This window comes from Cobetia sp. UIB-001, from assembly GCF_044789135.1.
Taxonomy (GTDB): domain Bacteria; phylum Pseudomonadota; class Gammaproteobacteria; order Pseudomonadales; family Halomonadaceae; genus Cobetia; species Cobetia amphilecti.
The window spans coordinates 1,735,032-1,752,636 of record NZ_CP058244.1 but is presented as its reverse complement, the minus strand read 5'-3'; the positions used below and the strand labels follow the sequence as shown (position 1 = coordinate 1,752,636).

Sequence of the window (17,605 nt, the reverse complement as noted above, 5' to 3'; positions counted from 1 at the left end):
GTAAGCGCGGACATGTCGGCCATCTCACCGCGGGCCGCGGTCTGGCAGAGACTTGATCTAGGTCAATGCCAGCGCACGCTGCCCTCACTCATCGAGAACCTTGAGCGTCTTGTTGCGCTTGGCGCCGGGCTTGGCATGCCATGACAGGCGAATATCGAGGCGATGATGATCATCCTCTCGCCGCGCCGTGACCTTGAGAGTCATCAGGCCGCGCGGTGCCAGCCGTATCTCGCCGTCCTCATCGCGAAATGACAGCAGCCCCTTGCCCAGCCCCTTGATGATGGCCTTGAAAATGTCCTGAACGCCATCGATGGACTGCAATGACTCATGTCGGAACAGCGACTTGTCCTGCTTGTCGTCTTTCACCTGCCTCTCCTGTGCGTGTTTCAGGGCGCGTAGACCTTGACCTCGGGATGGTCATTGCTGATGCCGACGATGCGTCCACAGGCTTCTATCAGCGTCGCCCCCATGCCCACGCCATCCAGCCCTTCCTTGCGGCGTGAATTGCGATCCAGGGTGACGTCGCCCTCGATATGCAGAAGCCCGTGGCGCCAGCCCAGTTGCTGGCCCGCCTGATGATTGACGTGACCATGCATCACGGCACGAATGCCGACCTTGTGCAGGCGTTTGACGCCCGCGGCGCTCAGCACCATGTCGCTCTTGCGATATTTGGTGCGCAGTACATTGGCCAGCTCACCGTAATAGAAGGTGAACGGGTCTTCGCGCAGGATGCGCCGGAATTCCTGATTGACCTGCGAGACCTTCTGGCGGCCGAGTCGTCTGGCGAAGGCATCGTCCACGCCTGCGTGGACATGCAGGAAGGCGCCACTGCGATAGGCAAGGCGCATCTCGTCGAAGAACCAGGCAAAGCGCCCGCCGGGCTTGAGAAACAGCTCATGGGCCTTGAGCGCGGCGGCATAGGTCTGGCGCAACGAGAGGCCATGTTTCTCACAGGCATGCTCGAAGCCATCGGCCTTGGCGCTCAGGCGAGTGATCTCCTTCTCCAGCGCCTCCCCCTTGAGCACATGGCCTGCCGATTTGCGAAACTGCTCCGCCCAGTCCGGCCCCGGGTACAGGCGCCGACGGCATTCACTTCGCGAGGGAATGCTCTTCATCGCCCGCGGTCTGTCCGCGAGATAGTGATCGAAGACTTCCTTGAGCAGCGCCAGCCCCTTGGCGCCCATGCGCACGAACAGATGATCGGTCCGCGCCGAATCATCATGACTCAGCCGCATCAACGCCAGCATCAGCCGCATGTCGTGATTGCCCGCCAGCAACTTGAGACGTGCCCCGCTGCGCATCAAGGTGCGCAGGGCTTCCAGCAGCTCCAGATTGCTGGGGCCCTTGTCGAGGCAGTCACCGCCGATGACGAAGACACTGCGCTTGCCCCGCGCCGTCAACACCAGGTTGTCCCGTGAGGTCAGGCGCACACCGCCACTGGCCACCAGAGACGCGATGAAGGCTTCAGCGTCGGCATGCGCATCGGAGATGAAGATGACATCGCGGCGTGGCCAGTCCTTGCTGCCCAGCTTGCGAGCGGCGCGGGACACCTTGTCACCGGCGCGCAGGTGCTGATGTGTCTCGGGCCACTGAGCCGCGTGACTGGGCAGCGCCTTCAGATAACGCGTCGGGCCTCGGTAACGCGGTACGGCGTCGCTCATGGGGGGACTGAGGGTCATTGGGCTATCTCCTTGTGGCATCTGCTTGCCTCGTTGAACTCACCGGCTTGTGGCAAGCAAGCGCCTTGCCGCTCCTTGGGGACCATCCGAGGGAATGTGGAATGAGGTCACGAGCACAGGGCGACAAGCTTATGACCGTTTGATCACAGAAAGATGACAGGCTCGCATCACGCTGGTGCGCTGGCCTGTCTCTCTGCTGTCAATGACTGCGCCCATCCCCTGCTCTCCAGCACCCCGCCCGCTCACGGCACTTCAGTATCCCGCCGGCTGGCCGCCAACTCAGTCCTGCGCGGGCTCGTGACGCTGGCGCACCTTCCACTCGCCAGCCACATGCCGCCATGCCCCTGACGGGGTTTCCTCGATGACCACCGGCCGCGCATGGTGCATGCTCAGCCCGGCAATCTGGTCGAAGTCCAGCACGCCCAGCAGATGCGCCGCATGCCGCAGCGCCGCGCCATGGCCGACGACCAGTGTCAGCGAGGCGCCCGATGGGGGGGGTGATGTGGGAGCCGGTAGCGAAGCAATGAAGCCGGCCACCCGCTGACCGGCCTGCATCAGGGATTCAGCCCCCGGCAGCGGCAGGCGAAAGTGGCTGTTGGATTTCCAGTCGGCCGGCAGGAAATCCACGCGCGGGTCATGACGCACCGCTTCGGCGATCTGTGCCGTGGTCAGATTGGCGGCGCTGCCCAGACTGCGCTCCCACAGGGCATCGTGTGCCATGAGCGAGAACTCACGCTCTGTCCTGTCTCCCATGACCTCGTTCATCACCTGCGCCGTCTGCCAGGCACGCAACAGGCTGGAGGCATGTACCGTGCTGGCCGGTTGCCAGCCATGTGCCTGACACAGCGCCAGCACTTCCTCGGCTCCCTCACGCGCCTGACGCTCACCGCGACGGGTCAAGGGAAACGGCTGCAGCGCGCTCGGGGTATCAATCTGCTGGTGATAGTCGGCATGACGAATCAATGCCACACGTCGGATTGTCGGTTCATCAGTCATCGGCCGTCGCTCTTCCCGTCTTCACTCGGTATTGATTCATGCTGGCGGTCCTCGCCATGCGTCGACACGTACGGTGCAAGTGGCGCCAATGGAGCTGGTGGCACCAGTCTCCCGCGCTCACGTCGCCTGGCGCGACTGCTCAAGCCGTGCCAGCAATGCCATGGCGGCGTGCCCCATCTCGTGGTTCTTCAACAGGCTCGGCACGACCTCCGCCGCCACCCAGCGCCGACTGCGATGCGGCTCCTCCCGTTCGCTCTCTTCCTGCTCATGTACGACTCTCACGGCGTGCAGACTGGCCGCGACAGGAGCGCCCCACTTCTCGTAACTGAATTCCAGCGCTGCGTGGTCCAGCGCCTCCGCCTCGATGCCCGCTTCCTCGCGGGCTTCCTTGAGCGCGGATTCAAGCGGACTCATGCCCGGCTCGACGATTCCCTTGGGCAGGCTCCAGTGACGGTTGGAGGAAGAGCCGATCAACAGCACCTCCCACTGGGCATCATCGCCTTCCCCCTGCAGACGACAGGGCAGGACGGCCGATTGGCGGTAGTAATAGGCGGGGCGTTCGCGGCGCTCCTCACCGGCCGGGAATGGCCAGGGAAAGCCATCCGGCAAGGCACGCACGCGCTGGATCAGCTCCAGGCTCATCTGGCCGGAGCGCAGGTCTTCCCAGCGCCCCTCGAAGGTCAGCTTGACCACCGCCGCCGTCGGCAGCAGCTTGGTCTCCTTGGGCGGACGCGGACGCTTGCCGGTCAGCCAGACCAGCGCATCTTCCAATGCCGGGTTATGGCCGATGATCATCAGTCGCTGCACGCTGTCCGGGCAGGCGCGCACCGTCTTGAGCAGCGGCGCCTCGTCCTCGCAGTAAAGCGCAGGCTTGAGCTCGATCATGTCGACGCCAAGGCCCATCGACTTCACGCACTTTTCCGCCGTGGCACGCGCGCGAAGGGCCGGCGAGCTCAGGATGGCATCCGGTACCAGCGCCTCCTGGGCAAGCCAGGCTCCCATGCGCTGGGCGCCGCGCTTGCCGCGCTCCTTGAGGGGGCGATGGAAGTCGTCAGCTGCCACTGACCAGTCCGACTTTCCGTGGCGCATCAACAGCAGTTCACGACGCATGTTCAAGCCTCCAGCAAGGGGGTCAGGTGGTTCTCGACCAGCGCGGCGAAGTCCACGCGCCCGGTCACCTCAAGCACGCGGGTTGCCGCCAGGCGCTCCAGATACGGCGCGGGATCAAGGCTTGCGCCATTGGGCACGAAACGGCCATCCCGCTGCTGATGGAAGGGCCCCGGTGTCTTCATCACCGCGCGTATCAGCGCTTCGCTGCGGCTGACCTCGACCTCGCGCACCTCGAGCGGCGCCTCGCTGCCACGCGTCCAGTTGAGTATCACCATGGCCGCAAGCTCGCCGCTGGCGCGGATACGCCCGGGCCCGTAGACGTCCTCGATGATCAGATCGTGCTTCTCTTCCAGGTCCCACAGCGCTTCCTGCGGCATCGCTTCATAGCCTGCGATACGCGCGGGGTCCAGCAGCGGGCGCAGACGCGGATTGTTGAGCATGGTGCCGGGATTGATGCGTGGCAACTTGGCGACGCCGCGTGCACGCAGCGTTCCCTCCCGCCCGGGGCGGTCCAGGAACAGCCGGTCATTGCTGATGAAGTCGAACTCGGGATTGTCGAGCGCCTTCACCATGGTGGTGGACTTGCCGCCGCCCGAGAAAGCGGCGATGGCCACCGCGCGATCGCCCTTCGACAGCGCCGAGGCGTGACAGATCAAGCCGTCATTCTGCTGCAGATACGACATGTGCAGATTGAGCAGGAAGTTGATCACCTGGCTTTCATTGTCTTCACAGGGCCCGAACGCCAGGTTGTGGTCGTTGCTGCGCAGAAAGGCCATGCCCGTGCGCACCTTGTGGATCAGGCGCCCGTCGGCCAGGTCGATGATGGCGTCCTTGCGGCGTGTCTTGCCGGGCTCCGGCATCCAATCGACGAAGGCCTCGGGCACGATGCCGAGTCTCGCTGCCGCTGGCGTGTCCTTGAGGGCCGGCGCCTCGAGCACATGCACGAGCCTGGCTCCCCCCGGCACAGTGTCGAGCGCCACGATGCGCGCGCAATGGCGAAAATATGTCGCCAGACGTTGCAGCAGCCGTGGCATGTCCGTCATCACGCACAGGCGAAAGTCATCCACCTCGAACAGCAGCACCTCGCTCAGGCACTGGCGCGACGGCGTCAGCGCCGTGAAGCAGGCGGCGGCCGTCCACTCTGCAAAGGGCAGCGTGGCAAGGCTGGCCGGGCTGTCACAGGTCGTCGCGCTCATGCCAGACACTCCATCACGTGATCGAGATAGGCGGTGGCCGCATCGACACCGGCACCTTCCAGCGCCCCGCGGAAGCCACCGAAGGCCGAGACTTCGAAGATGATCGGGCCATCGTCGGTCAGCGCGACATCGACGGTGGTGAAGTCGAGCTTGAACGGCGCCTGGGCACGCTGCGCCAGCGCGATCAGCTCCTCGGAGGGCTCGAAGGGTGCGTACTTGCCACCGGCATGGATGGTGGTATTCCAGGCATCGCCCCCACTGACACGGGCGTAGCTGCACAGATAACGGCCACCGACGAAGACCATGCCGTAATCCTGCCCCGGCAGGTCGAGGCGCTGCTGCAGATACATCATCGGGTGCTCGGCGGCGAACTCACGCACGGCAGCTTCTAGCGCGGCATCATCGCCGGTGTCCTCGATGATGCACATTCCCCGTGCCTTGGTGGAGAAAAGCGGCTTGAAGACGGCGGCCTTGAAGCGCTTGACGGTCTCGCAGGCCGTCGCCACGTCTTCGGTGACCAGTGTGGCCGGCATCGGGATATCGGCATTGGCCAGCGTGACGGTGCAGCTCAGGCGGTCGATCAGGCGAATCATGCTTTCCGCGCTGCTGAAGACACGCACGCCCCTGGCTTCGGCGACGCGCAACAGCTCCAGGCGGTCCAGGCTGCCCGGGGAATATTCCGCGCTGATCTTCTTGACGATCAGGGCATCCAGCTCGGTCAGGTCATGACGCACTCCGGCAGAGTCACGGAATTCGAGGCAGTTGCGGGTCAGGTCCAGCGAGACGGCCGCCATGTCGATCACGAGACGAAAGCCCGTCCGTGCTTCGATGGCATCCGCCAGCACTTCGGTCGACCACTTGCCGGGAATACCCACGACGCCAATCTTGAAATCAGTCAACGAACAACTCCTCCAGGGGAATACGGTAATCGGCCGGCCGTTCAGGGTCGGCGCCAAGCACATGCTCGAGTATAAAGCGTGCGCGGTTGAACATGCGCCCTGCCAGCCCGGCATCGAGGATGAAACGTGTCGAGGTGGCAAAGGAGCGCGCCAGGCCAAGTGCCAGACGCCATTCAAAGGTGGTATCGCCCTGCTCATGGGCAAAGCGACGCATCTGCTGACCGAAACTCAGGGCCAGCGCCAGAATACGGGCCCGCAGCGCCGCATCCGTCAATTGAAGACGGTAATGGGACACCATGTGCACGGACACGTCCTGCACATAGTCCTGATAGGCCGAGCGGTGAAGATCGATGAAGCGGATGCTCTGCTTCGCCGGATCGAAGAGGATGTTGTCGACATTGAAGTCGCCGTGGATATAGACGGCGAAGGGGGCCTCGAGCGAACGTTCTAGACCAGCGGCCTGCTCGATCAACGCTTCCAGCGAGGGCATCTCGCGCCCACACAGCGAGGCACCGCAGTGGCGAAATTCCGGATGGATCTGATAGACATCACTCAGCCGCTTGAGCAGCTGGCGCATGTGCCCTGCAGTGACCGGCTTGTCGCGGCGGGTGGTGGTCCACACCGAGTGAAGCGTCTCGACCAGCGCCTGCTGGGCGGTACGATTGAGGCGTGACGATTCGTTGATCAACAGATGCTCGAGGGTCATGCCCGGCAGGTGTTCGATCAAGAGTGCCGCGCTGTCGCCCTGCTGATGATGCGAGAGGATGCGGGGGGCGATGCCGGGATAGATGTCGTGCCAGCGCTCGACGCCCTGACGCTCCTCCTCGACCTTGCGCCCCAGGCCATCCTTGAAGATGGCCAGATACTCCGGCGAGGTCAGCGGCAGATCACCGGTTGGCTTGCGGTCCCTGGATTTGCGGTCCTTGGATTTGCTGCCCTTTGACTCGCTCGCGTCAGTCTTGCGGTCCTTTGACTTGCTGCCCTTTTGCTTGCTGCCCTTTTGCTTGCTGCCCTTTTGCTTGCCGCCCCCTGACTCGCCAGCCTTGCTGCCCTTTTGCTTGTCGTTGGCCGGCTTGCCCTTGTCATTGCCCTTCTCACTGACCTTCTCAACAGCCCTCTCACTGGGCTTCTCGCTGGCAATCCCAGAGATCCGGCTGCCGGAACGTGTCTCGGCCAGGGTGTCGACGCGCATCTCGCCCGCCGTCTGACTGCCATCGCCGAGTTCATTGACCAGGTGCGTCAGCGAGGCATAGCGCTCGAAGTTGAGTGACTGACCGAGAGTTGCCGAGATGACCGCCTCCCCCAACTGCCCCAGCACCTCGCCCATCTGGCTGATTTCCCGGGCCACGAACAGCAGATGTGTCAGGTCTTCGGCGGGAGCGCGCTTCTTCTTGAGCTGGCCGGTGAGTGCCCGGATGCGGCCTTCACTGTCCCGCTTCAGCTTCTCGCGACTGCGCGCGAGCTTCAGGGCCAGGGACAGGGAGCCGTTCTCCAGCGACATCTCGCTGCGCAGAATGCCGCGACGCACACGGCGCAGCGACTTGACCAGCACGACATCATCGACCAGCTGGACATCATCGACGCGAATCAGCTGCTCCAGACAACTGCGCGCCAGCTCACTGAGCCGTGCCAGACCACTGGCGACCTCGACCAGGCTCTGCTGGAAGCGGGCCCGCGCGTGCGAGCGCTTGTGGTTTCGGGCTTCAGGGCATGCCTGTTCGATACGCTGGCAGAGGTTCTCGGCGTACCCCTGGCGCTCCAGCAGCTTGCGCGCCATGGCCGCCGTCGGCGCGGACACGAAGGCCTGCAGCCAGCCATACTGGCTATCCACTTCCGAACACAGAAATCGAAGGTTGTCGCGCGTGCTTTCAGGCCAGGCCTGATCCATGCCATCTCTCCATCCACTCGGAAATCATCCCAATGCCTTATTATTCCACGCAAAGATGACAATCCGCGACACGCGCTGGAGGAATCGACTGTCTTGTGGGTGGTCGGCCGGGCTGAAAAGCGGTTTTTTCATTGAATTCCACCACCCGAACGCTTCCCCCTAGACGTATCGCCTATAGCTGGACAAGACCGGATTCGGTGACAGTAGCGCAAGCTACCCTGCCAGCCCCCGCGCGACCCACCACGGATGGAGACCCGCATGACCATCACCTGCATCAATGACCTGCAACGCCTGGCGAAACGCCGCGTGCCGAAGATGTTCTACGACTATGCCGATTCCGGCTCGTGGACGGAGTCCACCTATCGGGCCAACGAGGCCGACTTCGCCGCGATCGGGCTGCGCCAACGGGTGATGGTCGACATGGACAATCGCACTCTGCGCACGAAGATGCTGGGCGAGGAGGTGGCCATGCCGGTGGCGATCGCGCCGACTGGCCTGACCGGCATGCAGCATGCCGATGGCGAGATGCTGGCCGCGCGCGCAGCGAGTGACTTCGGTATCCCCTTCACGCTCTCGACCATGAGCATCTGTTCCATCGAAGACGTCGCATCCGTCAGCTCACGACCCTTCTGGTTCCAGCTTTACGTGATGCGCGACAAGGATTACATCGGACGGCTGATCGATCGCGCCAAGGCCGCGGAGTGTTCCGCGCTGGTACTCACCGCTGACCTGCAGATCATCGGCCAGCGCCACAAGGACCTGATCAACGGCCTGAGCGTGCCCCCTCGCCCTACCGTGGCGACCGTGCTCGACCTGGCCACCAAGTGGCGCTGGTGCGCCGGCATGCTCAAGACCAGGCGCCACACCTTCGGCAATATCGCCGGCCACGTGAAGGATGCCGAGAACCTGAGCTCCCTCTCGAAGTGGACCGCCAGCCAGTTCGATCCGAGCTTGAGCTGGGACGACATCAAGTGGATCAAGGACCGCTGGGGCGGCAAGTTGATCATCAAGGGCATCATGGAGCCGGAAGATGCCGAGCTGGCCGTGCAGGCAGGCGCCGACGCGGTGATCGTCTCCAACCACGGCGGACGTCAGCTGGATGGTGCCGCCTCCTCCATCTCCGCCCTGCCGGACATTCTCGCGGCAGTCGGCGACAGGACAGAGGTCCACATGGACGGCGGCATCCGCTCAGGACAGGATGTGCTCAAGGCGGTGGCGATGGGTGCCAAGGGCGTCTATCTGGGGCGCGCCTTCCTCTATGGGCTCGGCGCCATGGGCGAACAAGGCGTGACCAAGTCCCTGGAGATCATCCACAAGGAACTCGACACCACGCTGGCCCTGTGCGGACTGCGTGATATCCATGACGTGGACACGCGGATTCTCAGGCCCGGCACCTATCCACTGGCCAGCTCGCAGAGCGAAGCCGAAGCAGCGCGAGCATCACGCCGCCAGGAACCCCATGACGCGCTGGGCGCGACCTCCTGAACACGACCTCCTGAATACGACGGCGCAGCGATAACACCCTGAAAAGCACAAAGCCGACATGCACCAGTGGAATCCACCACGGCGCATGTCGGCCTGTCATTACTGGGTGGCGGCTCTCTCAAAGCTCACTCAAGCGCCTCTCTAGAATCACTCAAGACCCTCTCAGGGCACACTCAAGATCCGCTCAAGACTCAGTGCACCTTGAGGCGCGGCCCCATGCTTCGGCGCAGCACGTCACTGACCACCTCGGCGGAGCCCTTCAGCGGCCCCAGCAGCAGGAACTGGTGCTGGCGCTGCAGGCCTTGATAGGCGGCACGCGCGAAGCGTCCTCTCACCTGCAGATCATCATTGCCCTTGCTGCCCTGGGCATTGCCCAGCTTGTCACTCAACTTGCCGCTGAGCTCACCGACGCTGCCAGCGCTGGAAAGTGACAGCAAGGTACCGCGGTCCTTGAACTCGAAGGCCTGAGCCGGCTCACCCTGCTGGCGACGCGGCAGTTCATCGGCGAGAAACTCGGCCTGCTCGCTGGCCACCTGAGCGGTGGGCGGCAGCGGCGCCTCATCGATGTTGGCACAATCGCCCAGCGCGAAGATGCTGTCGTGGCCGAGGCATTGCAGCCCGGACGTCACCGTGAATTGACGCTTCTTGTTGCTTTCCAGGGCATCGATTTCCTCGACGATGGCAGGCCCGACACGCCCTGCCGCCCAGACCACCAGATCCGCGTCCCGCGTCACCGACTCGTCGCCTTCACTGATCTCGACACTGCCGGGGGACACCTTGGCGACCTGACGAGACAGTTCGATCTTGATGCCCTGCTCCTCGAGTCGCTGATGGATCGACTCGCGCAGTTCCTGTGAGACACCGGGCATGAAGGTCTCGGTGGCCTCGAGAATCGTGATCTCGACCTTCGCGCCCGTGGGCGCAGGGGCGTCATGCATGCCACGCGCCTCATGCAGGTAGGCGGCCAGTTCGACACCGGTGGCGCCGGAACCGACGATCACCACCTGATACGGCCGCCCCGGGGAATCCTTGGCGCCGTCCAGGTTGGCTGACACGCCAGCCTCGCCTGTCGGTGCTGTTTCCATCGCCACATGGTTGGCCAGCAGGCCACGCGAGAACTGCTGGGCGATGCGCTCGGCATCGTCAGGGGAATCCAGCAGGCAGGCATGCTCCAGCACACCCTCGACCCCCATGTCCGGCGTCACACCGCCCAGGGCCAGCACCAGCTGACGATAGCCCCTGACGCGCGCCGGCACCTCGGCGCTCGCGTGGTCTTCCCTGCCCGGGATCGCGGCCAGGGTGATCTGGCGCTGTTCAGGGTCCACGCTTTCGAGTGTGCCGCACTCATAGCGGAACCCCCACTGCTCGGCCAGACCGGCATACCCCAGCTCATCGACCTGACGCCGCCCGAGGCCCGCCGCAATCTCATGCAGTCGTGGCTTCCATACGTGACTGGTGTCGCGGTCTATCAGCAAGACGTCCTTGTGGCCTGCCTTGGCAAGACGAACCGCCAGCTCCAGTCCGCCGGCACCGCCACCGACGATGACGATATCGGCGTCGCGCGTTGGCTGAGGATCATGCGTTTCCATAGAGGCCTCCTTTAGCGGGGTCGAATATGGAAACCTTATGTCAGACCAGGCGCTTTTCAAGACTGACACGCATGACTTCGCCAATGCGCTGCCTTTGATGCGACGCATCATCGGCGTGATCGCCTGCGCAACGCTTGAGGCCACCTTGGGGTTTGACAGCGCTCGAGTCCGCGACTAAAGCTTATTTATACGAATAAATATAACTGACTCGCTGCCGCTCAGGACATCGCATGCCGACATCGCCTCCCCCCCTGGACACTTCACGTGCCAGCACCAGTGCCAACGCCCCCGGCGCCCACCTGCCCAAGCGGCAGAAGCTGGCCGAGCTGATCAGTGATGACCTGAGGCGCAGCATCGTGCGCGATGGATTGAGCGAAGGCGACCGGCTGCCCAACGAGAAGGCGCTGATGGCCCAGTACGGCTGCGCCAAGGGCACGCTGCGCGAAGCCCTCAAGATTCTCGAGGTCGAGGGCTTGATCACCTTGAAGACGGGGCCCAATGGCGGCGCCGTGCTCAATGCGCCGAGCATGGAGCCGGCCAGCCGCATGCTGAGAAGCTTCCTGCATTTCAAGACGCTCAATGGCGCCCAGGTCTATCAGCTACGCCGACTGCTGGAAGTCGAGATGGCGGTCTCGGTGGTGGGCCTGCTCAGCGAAGAAGACCTGGTGGCGCTCGAGAACAATGTCCATGACTGCAGTTGCCACCAGCCACAGGAAGAGGACCAGCGGCGCCAGCGCTTTCTGGAAATCGAATTCCATCAGGTGCTGGCCCGTGCCTGCCCCAACCCGCTGCTCAGCTTCATGTGCCAGTTCCTCAACGACATGCTGCATGAGCTGGTCGTCATCAAGAAAGCCTACCTGCCGGAGCGCAAGCAGTTCGACCAGGCCAATCAGCATTACCACTCGGGCCTGATCACGGCGTTTCGCCACGAGGACCATGAGCAGGTCAGACAGCTCATGACAGAACACATGCAGGATGCCGAGCACCACATGACGGCACTCGAGGGGGAAATGGCCGACCAGTTGCTCGTCACCCCCGCGCAGCTGATGGCCGACAGCAGAACCTGACCCGCAGCCGAAATCGAATCCAGACCGAAACAAAAGCGGAACCGGAAGTACAACAACAATATCCACGAGAGGATGAAGCCGATGACCACTGCCCAGATGGACACATCGCCCGCGAATACCCTGAGCGAGCTGCGCACCGACAGCGATCGCCTGTGGCAATCACTGATGACCCTGGCCGAGCTGGGCGCCACGCCCAAGGGCGGCGTCAACCGCCAGGCGCTGACCGAGCTGGACCGCCAGGCGCGCGACCTCTTCATTCAGTGGTGCAAGGCCGAGGGTTGCACGATCCGTATCGATGCCATCGGCAACATCTTCGCGCGCCGCGCCGGCACCGATCCGGACGCACCGGCGGTGATGACCGGCAGCCACATCGACACCCAGCCGACCGGCGGCAAGTTCGATGGCTGCTTCGGGGTGATGGCCGGGCTTGAGGTCCTGCGCAGCCTCAACCAGCACGACATCAAGACCCGCTGCCCGGTGGAAGTGGTGGTCTGGACCAATGAAGAAGGCTGTCGCTTCGCGCCCTGCATGATGGGGTCCGGCGTGCATACCGGCCAGTTGTCACTGCATGAGATGCTCGCCCAGCAGGACAGCGACGGCGTGACCGCCGGTGAGGCACTGGACGCCATCGGCTATCGCGGCAGCGATGAGATCCCCCGCGAGAACGTGCGCGCCTTCTTCGAGAGCCACATCGAGCAGGGCCCGATTCTGGAAGATGAAGAGACCACCATCGGCGTGGTGATGGGCGCGCTGGGCCAGCGCTGGTTCGATCTGACCCTCACCGGTCAGGAGGCGCACGCGGGCCCCACGCCCATGTCACTGCGCCAGGACGCCATGCTTGGCGCGGCCGAGATCATCGTCGCCGTCAATCGCATCGCCATCGATCACGCGCCGCACGGTCGCGGTACCGTGGGCGTGATGCAGGTCCACCCGGGCTCGCGCAACGTCATCCCCGGGCAGGTCAACATGACCATCGACCTGCGCTCGCTGGAACCCGATTCCCTCACCGCGATGGTCGCGGAGCTGAAAGAAGTCGTCGAAGCCGTCAGTCAGCGGCATCGTCTGACCTACGAGCTCACCCCCACCGCCGACTTCGTGCCGGAACACTTCGCCGACAACTGCGTGAACGCGGTGCGCAATGCCGCCAGCCAGCTCGGCTACTCGCATCTCGACATCGTCAGCGGCGCCGGCCACGACGCCATCTTCATGGGCCGTATCGCCCCCGCCGGCATGATCTTCGTGCCCTGCGAAGGCGGCATCAGCCACAACGAGATCGAGAACGCCGCGCCCAAGGACCTGCACGCCGGCTGCAACGTGCTCTTCCATGCGATGCTCGATCAGGCCGAGATCGTCAGCTGAACCATCAGGCACGGCCCGCTGAACGCTGATCGCATAAGCTGCTGAAACGAAAGCCCCGCTCGAGTCGCCATCGAGCGGGGCTTTCGTGTCTTGCAGGCCAGCGGCTGTCAGGCATGCTCTGACACCTTCACGCCAGTGAGCGCTTCCAGAGACTCTCGATGCTGTCCATCTCCGCCGGACCGAACAGCGCCTCGGGTTCGCCGCGGTACCAGGCCCAGAGCTGATCACCGAAATCGAAGTGCCACCATTCGCTGGGCAGATTGGTGAATCCGGCTTGGGTCATGACGTGATAGAGCAGACGCCGGTTGTCGCGTGCCTCGGCCTGGGGCGTATCGCTGGCAGGCGGATGACGCTCGAAATGATCCGCATGAGACTCGGGGGTCGCCTCGTCAAACAGCGTCCCCATCTCGAGCAGCAAGCCATCGGCGTCACACAGGGTGACATCAACGGCGCCGCCGGTGAGATGCGGACTCGGCGCGTCCGGGTCACGGCTGGGCAGCGAGACGAATTCGCGCGTACGCGCCAGCAGCTGCTCCTCATCAAGCTCGGGGTCATGCGTCTTGAGCGACTGATACAGCGTCTCGAACAGATACTGCTGCACCCGCCAGGGACGCCAGCCATCCATCACCACCAACGACAGCCCTTGCGGCAAGGCGCGCGCGGCCTGCAACAGGCGCTGATACACCGCAAGCCGCACCAGACATTCATTGACCGCCCCGGGGATACCGAGGCGCGCGTAGGCGGGATAGACCTTCAGACATGACGGCCCGAGGCTGGTCGGCACCAGAGTACTGTCACAGCCCTTGACGGGGATTCGGGTAACCTGCGTCCAGTCCGGCTCGTCATGACTCGGGATGGGGGGAATTGGGCGATTCAATGTTGACGTCATGAGTTGTTATCCAGACAGGGTCGGCAACCACAGGGTAAGAGGCGGGAAGATGATCAGCATCAGCAGCACCGCGACCGCCACCAGCACGAACGGCCAGATGGTGCGAAACAGCGAGGTGATCTCGAGCTTGCTGACTGCGGCGGCCACGAACACGCAGGCGCCCATCGGCGGCGTGATCAGCGCGATGGTGATATTGAGCGTGATGATGACCCCCAGGTGCACGGGGTCGATGCCGGCGGCCATGGCCACGGGCACGAAGATCGGCGTCAACAGCATCAAGGCCGAGACTTCCTCCATGAACATGCCGGTGACGAAGGTGATGGCGCTGAGCAGCAACAGGATCAGGATCGGGCTGTCGATATAGGGCGTCAGCAATGCCACGAACTGATTGGGCACCTGAGCATAGGACAGCAGCCAGCTGACGATGGACGACACCGCCATGATCACGAAGATGGCGCTGGTCAGACGCGCCGTGTCCTTGATGGCACCCCAGACATCGACAAGCTTGAGCGGCCCCTGGCACAAGCCGCAGAGCAGCACATAGGCCACGATCAAGGCGCCGGATTCGGTCGGGGTCACGATGCCCAGCACGATACCGGAGACGATGATTACCGGTGCCACCAGCGCAGGCAGTGCCCCGATGATCGCCGCGATCACTTCGCGACGCTCCGGTGCCTGGCCACGTGCCTGCAGACCATGACGCCGGGTATACCAGGCATTCATCGCCATGAATGCCACCGCCAGCACCAGACCGGGTACGACACCGGCCAGGAACAGGCTGCCCACGGAGGTGTTGGTCAGCGAGGCGTAGAGGATCATGAAGATGCTGGGCGGGATGATCGGCCCGATCAACGAGCTGCCCGCCGTCAGACCTGCGGCAAAGGAAGTCGAATAGCCCTCCTTGCGCATGGCCGGCACCAGCAGCGAGCCCAGCGCGGAAGTATCGGCGACCGCCGAACCATTCACACCGGCGAAGAACACGCTGGAGACGACATTGACATGGCCCATGCCACCGCGCAGATGTCCGACCATCAGGCGTGCCAGACGCATGAGGCGTTCGGTCAGGCCACTGATGTTCATCAGGTTGCCGGCGAGAATGAACAGCGGAATCGCCATCAGCGAGAAGGCATTGATGCCACCGAAGAACTGCTGCGGCCCGAGGCGCTCCAGCATCGAAATATCGACGAACAGAAAGCCGGTCACGGCGGTGACGAGCAGGGAGAGAAACAGCGGCAGGCCCAGCAGCACGTGCACGACGAAGATGGCCAACATTGCCCAGATCATGTGCGTGGCCCTCCTGTCATATCATCGTGTGTCGCAGACTCATCGACCTCCTCGTCCGGCGCGATCTCAAGCGCCGGGGATGTCAGCGGCCGTGGGCCATGCAGCAGGACCTGCAGCGTGATCAGCGCGAAGCCGATCGGCATTGACAGCATCGGCACGCTGCGGCTGACGCCCAGCCCCATGGTGCGGAACATGCTCGCCGACATGGCGTAGTGCCAGGTCATCCAGGTCGCGCCCGCCATCAGCACGAGCGTCAGCCACCACTGGTAATGGATCAGCGCCGTGGCCATGCGCGGAGGCAGACGCCGTTCCAGCAGCGCCACGCGCATGTGCGCCCCTTCAGCCCAGACGACGCCGATCGCCAGCATGACACTGGCGATGATGAGATAGCGGGTCAGCTCATCGACCCAGATGGGCGCGCCGCCCAGTACATAGCGCATCACCACGCCGTAAAGCATGATCAGCACCGTGGAAGCCAGCAGTACCGCCGCTATCGCCAGTGTCACACGGCCACAGGCAAGCAGCAGGCCTTCCCGCAGGGAAGGCTGTCGTGAAGGAGTCATGGAAGTCATTTACCGCAATCCACCAGCAAGGAGGGAAATTCAGAGCCTCGATGCCCGGACTGTCACTGCCCGGGCACCGGGTACCGCAGCGGGATGCTCGCTGATGCCTGAGCGTCACTCGCCTTTCACCGAGTCAGCGTGTCAGGTCATCGCAACAGACCATCTAGAAAGGCCATCACGAGGACAGGCCGGCATCCTTCATGGCGGTGTCGATCAGCTCTGGCGTGATGTCCTGGCTCTTGAGCCACTCGAGGTAGGCCGGCTGGCCCTTGCTGCGAAATGCCTCGAGATCAGCCTCACTGGGACGAATCACTTGCATGCCCTGCTCTTCCAGCGAGGCGATACGTGACTCGACCTGGCTCTGGTTGTCCTGACGAGCCTGCGCATTGGCTTCCTGGACCGCCTCGAGAAGTGCCGTGCGCTCCTCGTCCGACAGGCTCTCGAGCAGCTGACCATTGGCCACCAGGAACTGATCGGAATACTGGATGTTGGCCAATGTCAGGTACTTCTGCACTTCCTGCAGACTGCCCAGCAGGATGTACATCGGCGGGTTCATCTGACCATCCGCCACCCCCGTGCGCAGCGCCATGTAGACCTCCGTCCATGGAATCGGCGTGCCCGAGGCACCGAAGGCCTCGTAGAGCGCTACCTGGCTTGGGTCCATCGCGCGAAAGCGCAGGCCTTCGAAATCATCAGGGCTGGTGATCGGGCGCTTGTCGTTGGTGAAGGCCAGAAAGCCCCCTTCCTCCACGACGGCCAGAATCTCGGCGCCATTGGTGCGCTCGCTGAACAGCTGCTGCACCTGCTGCCAGTACTGACCCTCATCGAAGAAATGGCGCGCCTCATCAAAGCCGTCGAACATGAACGGCGTCGCGCTGACATAGACTTCCGGCACGATGGGGGCCATGCCCGCGAAGGAGGCGATGTTCAGGTTCGGGGCGCTGATCACCTGCTCCATGCGCTCCTGCTCCTCGCCCAGCATGCTGTTGGGATAGAGCTTGAGTTCCAGCTCGCCATCGGTCTTCTCTTCCACCAGGGTCTTCAGATTGCTGGCGAAGACATGCACCGCGTTCTTGTCGGCATCCGGTGCACCGTTGTAGCTGAGGTTGATGGTCTGGGCCTGAACGCTGGCCGCCAGCAGGCTGAGCGCCAGAGTGGAACCGGTGAGCGTCTTGCGCAGCAGAGATGTCTTGGACAAGGACATGTGGATTCCCTTTTGTTGTTGTAAATATTCGTTGTATTCGGCGGGAGTGACGCCGCCTCTGTCAGTGTGGCCCTGCGGCCAGTCAAGGTGAGGGACTTTCGCCTTCACACCTCGAAAGTAGCGTTGCCGCTGTAGACTAATCAATCGCCTGTGTGTTGTTTTTTCGTCCACACCTGAAAAAGCGCCTGAATAGTGCCCTTCCTGACGACGACTGCCCCGCCAGCATGGCCTGTACGGGGCAGTCGGGACGTTCTGTGACATGCTGCACTAAGCGAGAGAATGGCCTGTGCAATGGGACAGTCGTGTGAGGAGATAGAGCTGAACAAGCGCCCGTCAGCACCGATACCCTGGCCTGTGCGTCGAGCGATGCTGCTTGAATGTCACGTGGCGAATGGCA

Annotated in this window: 15 protein-coding genes; 3 read left to right on the top strand and 12 right to left on the bottom strand. The window is 63.3% G+C overall.

Annotation, left to right across the window (positions count from 1 at the left end; genetic code table 11):
* Positions 1-84: 84 nt before the first annotated feature.
* The 7 genes from HA399_RS07430 to HA399_RS07400 form a co-directional block, all read right to left on the bottom strand.
* Positions 85-366, bottom strand: a complete 282-nt coding sequence (locus HA399_RS07430) for an amphi-Trp domain-containing protein (RefSeq protein WP_404326663.1) — start codon at positions 364-366, stop codon at positions 85-87.
* Between the two features lie 20 nt (positions 367-386).
* A complete protein-coding gene (locus HA399_RS07425; RefSeq protein WP_054555997.1) occupies positions 387-1,679 on the bottom strand; it encodes a metallophosphoesterase in 1,293 nt (430 codons plus the stop codon).
* Between the two features lie 279 nt (positions 1,680-1,958).
* Positions 1,959-2,675, bottom strand: coding sequence for a histidine phosphatase family protein (locus HA399_RS07420; protein ID WP_404326661.1), 717 nt, complete (start codon positions 2,673-2,675; stop codon positions 1,959-1,961).
* A 117-nt stretch (positions 2,676-2,792) separates the two neighbouring features.
* Positions 2,793-3,785: an NUDIX domain-containing protein gene (locus HA399_RS07415; protein WP_192838152.1), complete on the bottom strand. Its 993-nt coding sequence runs from the start codon at positions 3,783-3,785 to the stop codon at positions 2,793-2,795.
* Positions 3,786-3,787: 2 nt separating this feature from the next.
* Positions 3,788-4,981 (bottom strand): HprK-related kinase B, encoded by a 1,194-nt coding sequence (locus HA399_RS07410; protein ID WP_404326658.1) that lies wholly within the window; start codon positions 4,979-4,981, stop codon positions 3,788-3,790.
* On the bottom strand, positions 4,978-5,880 hold the full coding sequence (locus tag HA399_RS07405) for a GAK system ATP-grasp enzyme (protein ID WP_404326657.1): 903 nt from the start codon (positions 5,878-5,880) through the stop codon (positions 4,978-4,980). The genes HA399_RS07410 and HA399_RS07405 overlap by 4 nt, the downstream gene beginning before the upstream one ends.
* Positions 5,873-7,768, bottom strand: coding sequence for a phosphotransferase (locus tag HA399_RS07400; RefSeq protein WP_404326656.1), 1,896 nt, complete (start codon positions 7,766-7,768; stop codon positions 5,873-5,875). Before HA399_RS07400 ends, HA399_RS07405 begins: the two co-directional genes overlap by 8 nt.
* A 258-nt stretch (positions 7,769-8,026) precedes the next feature.
* On the opposite strand from HA399_RS07400, the gene HA399_RS07395 reads away from it, so the two are divergent.
* Positions 8,027-9,253 carry an L-lactate dehydrogenase gene (locus tag HA399_RS07395; RefSeq protein WP_404326655.1) on the top strand — a complete coding sequence of 409 codons (1,227 nt, stop codon included), beginning with the start codon at positions 8,027-8,029 and terminating at the stop codon, positions 9,251-9,253.
* A 191-nt stretch (positions 9,254-9,444) separates the two neighbouring features.
* On the opposite strand, the gene HA399_RS07390 is transcribed toward HA399_RS07395, so the two are convergent.
* Complete coding sequence (locus HA399_RS07390; RefSeq protein WP_404326653.1) at positions 9,445-10,842, bottom strand: NAD(P)/FAD-dependent oxidoreductase; 1,398 nt, start codon at positions 10,840-10,842, stop codon at positions 9,445-9,447.
* 230 nt (positions 10,843-11,072) lie between these two features.
* Here HA399_RS07390 and HA399_RS07385 point away from each other — a divergent pair, with 230 nt between their 5' ends.
* Both HA399_RS07385 and HA399_RS07380 read left to right on the top strand, forming a co-directional pair.
* Positions 11,073-11,909 (top strand): FadR/GntR family transcriptional regulator, encoded by an 837-nt coding sequence (locus HA399_RS07385; protein WP_404326651.1) that lies wholly within the window; start codon positions 11,073-11,075, stop codon positions 11,907-11,909.
* Between the two features lie 81 nt (positions 11,910-11,990).
* Entirely contained in the window at positions 11,991-13,268 is a 1,278-nt protein-coding gene (locus HA399_RS07380) for a Zn-dependent hydrolase (RefSeq protein ID WP_404326650.1), read from the top strand.
* A gap of 127 nt (positions 13,269-13,395) precedes the next feature.
* Here HA399_RS07380 and HA399_RS07375 read toward each other — a convergent pair whose 3' ends face one another.
* From HA399_RS07375 to dctP, 4 genes are all read right to left on the bottom strand, one after another.
* Positions 13,396-14,157, bottom strand: a complete 762-nt coding sequence (locus HA399_RS07375; RefSeq protein ID WP_404326649.1) for a M15 family metallopeptidase — start codon at positions 14,155-14,157, stop codon at positions 13,396-13,398.
* 6 nt (positions 14,158-14,163) lie between these two features.
* Positions 14,164-15,441, bottom strand: a complete 1,278-nt coding sequence (locus HA399_RS07370) for a TRAP transporter large permease (RefSeq protein WP_404326648.1) — start codon at positions 15,439-15,441, stop codon at positions 14,164-14,166.
* The gene (locus HA399_RS07365; protein ID WP_404326647.1) at positions 15,438-16,004 is read right to left on the bottom strand and encodes a TRAP transporter small permease; all 567 of its coding nucleotides are present in this window, start codon (positions 16,002-16,004) and stop codon (positions 15,438-15,440) included. The genes HA399_RS07370 and HA399_RS07365 overlap by 4 nt, the downstream gene beginning before the upstream one ends.
* 175 nt (positions 16,005-16,179) lie before the next feature.
* Positions 16,180-17,208, bottom strand: a complete 1,029-nt coding sequence (gene dctP, locus HA399_RS07360; RefSeq protein WP_404326646.1) for a TRAP transporter substrate-binding protein DctP — start codon at positions 17,206-17,208, stop codon at positions 16,180-16,182.
* Positions 17,209-17,605: the final 397 nt, after the last annotated feature.

Excerpts from the sequence above, each read along its gene's own strand:
- HA399_RS07425 (WP_054555997.1), bottom strand. The coding sequence starts at position 1,679 with ATGACCCTCAGTCCCCCCATGAGCGACGCCGTACCGCGTTACCGAGGC.
- HA399_RS07420 (WP_404326661.1), bottom strand. The coding sequence starts at position 2,675 with ATGACTGATGAACCGACAATCCGACGTGTGGCATTGATTCGTCATGCC.
- HA399_RS07415 (WP_192838152.1), bottom strand. The coding sequence starts at position 3,785 with ATGCGTCGTGAACTGCTGTTGATGCGCCACGGAAAGTCGGACTGGTCA.
- HA399_RS07410 (WP_404326658.1), bottom strand. The coding sequence starts at position 4,981 with ATGAGCGCGACGACCTGTGACAGCCCGGCCAGCCTTGCCACGCTGCCC.
- HA399_RS07400 (WP_404326656.1), bottom strand. The coding sequence starts at position 7,768 with ATGGATCAGGCCTGGCCTGAAAGCACGCGCGACAACCTTCGATTTCTG.
- HA399_RS07395 (WP_404326655.1), top strand. The coding sequence starts at position 8,027 with ATGACCATCACCTGCATCAATGACCTGCAACGCCTGGCGAAACGCCGC.
- HA399_RS07390 (WP_404326653.1), bottom strand. The coding sequence starts at position 10,842 with ATGGAAACGCATGATCCTCAGCCAACGCGCGACGCCGATATCGTCATC.
- HA399_RS07385 (WP_404326651.1), top strand. The coding sequence starts at position 11,073 with ATGCCGACATCGCCTCCCCCCCTGGACACTTCACGTGCCAGCACCAGT.
- HA399_RS07380 (WP_404326650.1), top strand. The coding sequence starts at position 11,991 with ATGACCACTGCCCAGATGGACACATCGCCCGCGAATACCCTGAGCGAG.
- HA399_RS07375 (WP_404326649.1), bottom strand. The coding sequence starts at position 14,157 with ATGACGTCAACATTGAATCGCCCAATTCCCCCCATCCCGAGTCATGAC.
- HA399_RS07370 (WP_404326648.1), bottom strand. The coding sequence starts at position 15,441 with ATGATCTGGGCAATGTTGGCCATCTTCGTCGTGCACGTGCTGCTGGGC.
- HA399_RS07365 (WP_404326647.1), bottom strand. The coding sequence starts at position 16,004 with ATGACTCCTTCACGACAGCCTTCCCTGCGGGAAGGCCTGCTGCTTGCC.
- dctP (WP_404326646.1), bottom strand. The coding sequence starts at position 17,208 with ATGTCCTTGTCCAAGACATCTCTGCTGCGCAAGACGCTCACCGGTTCC.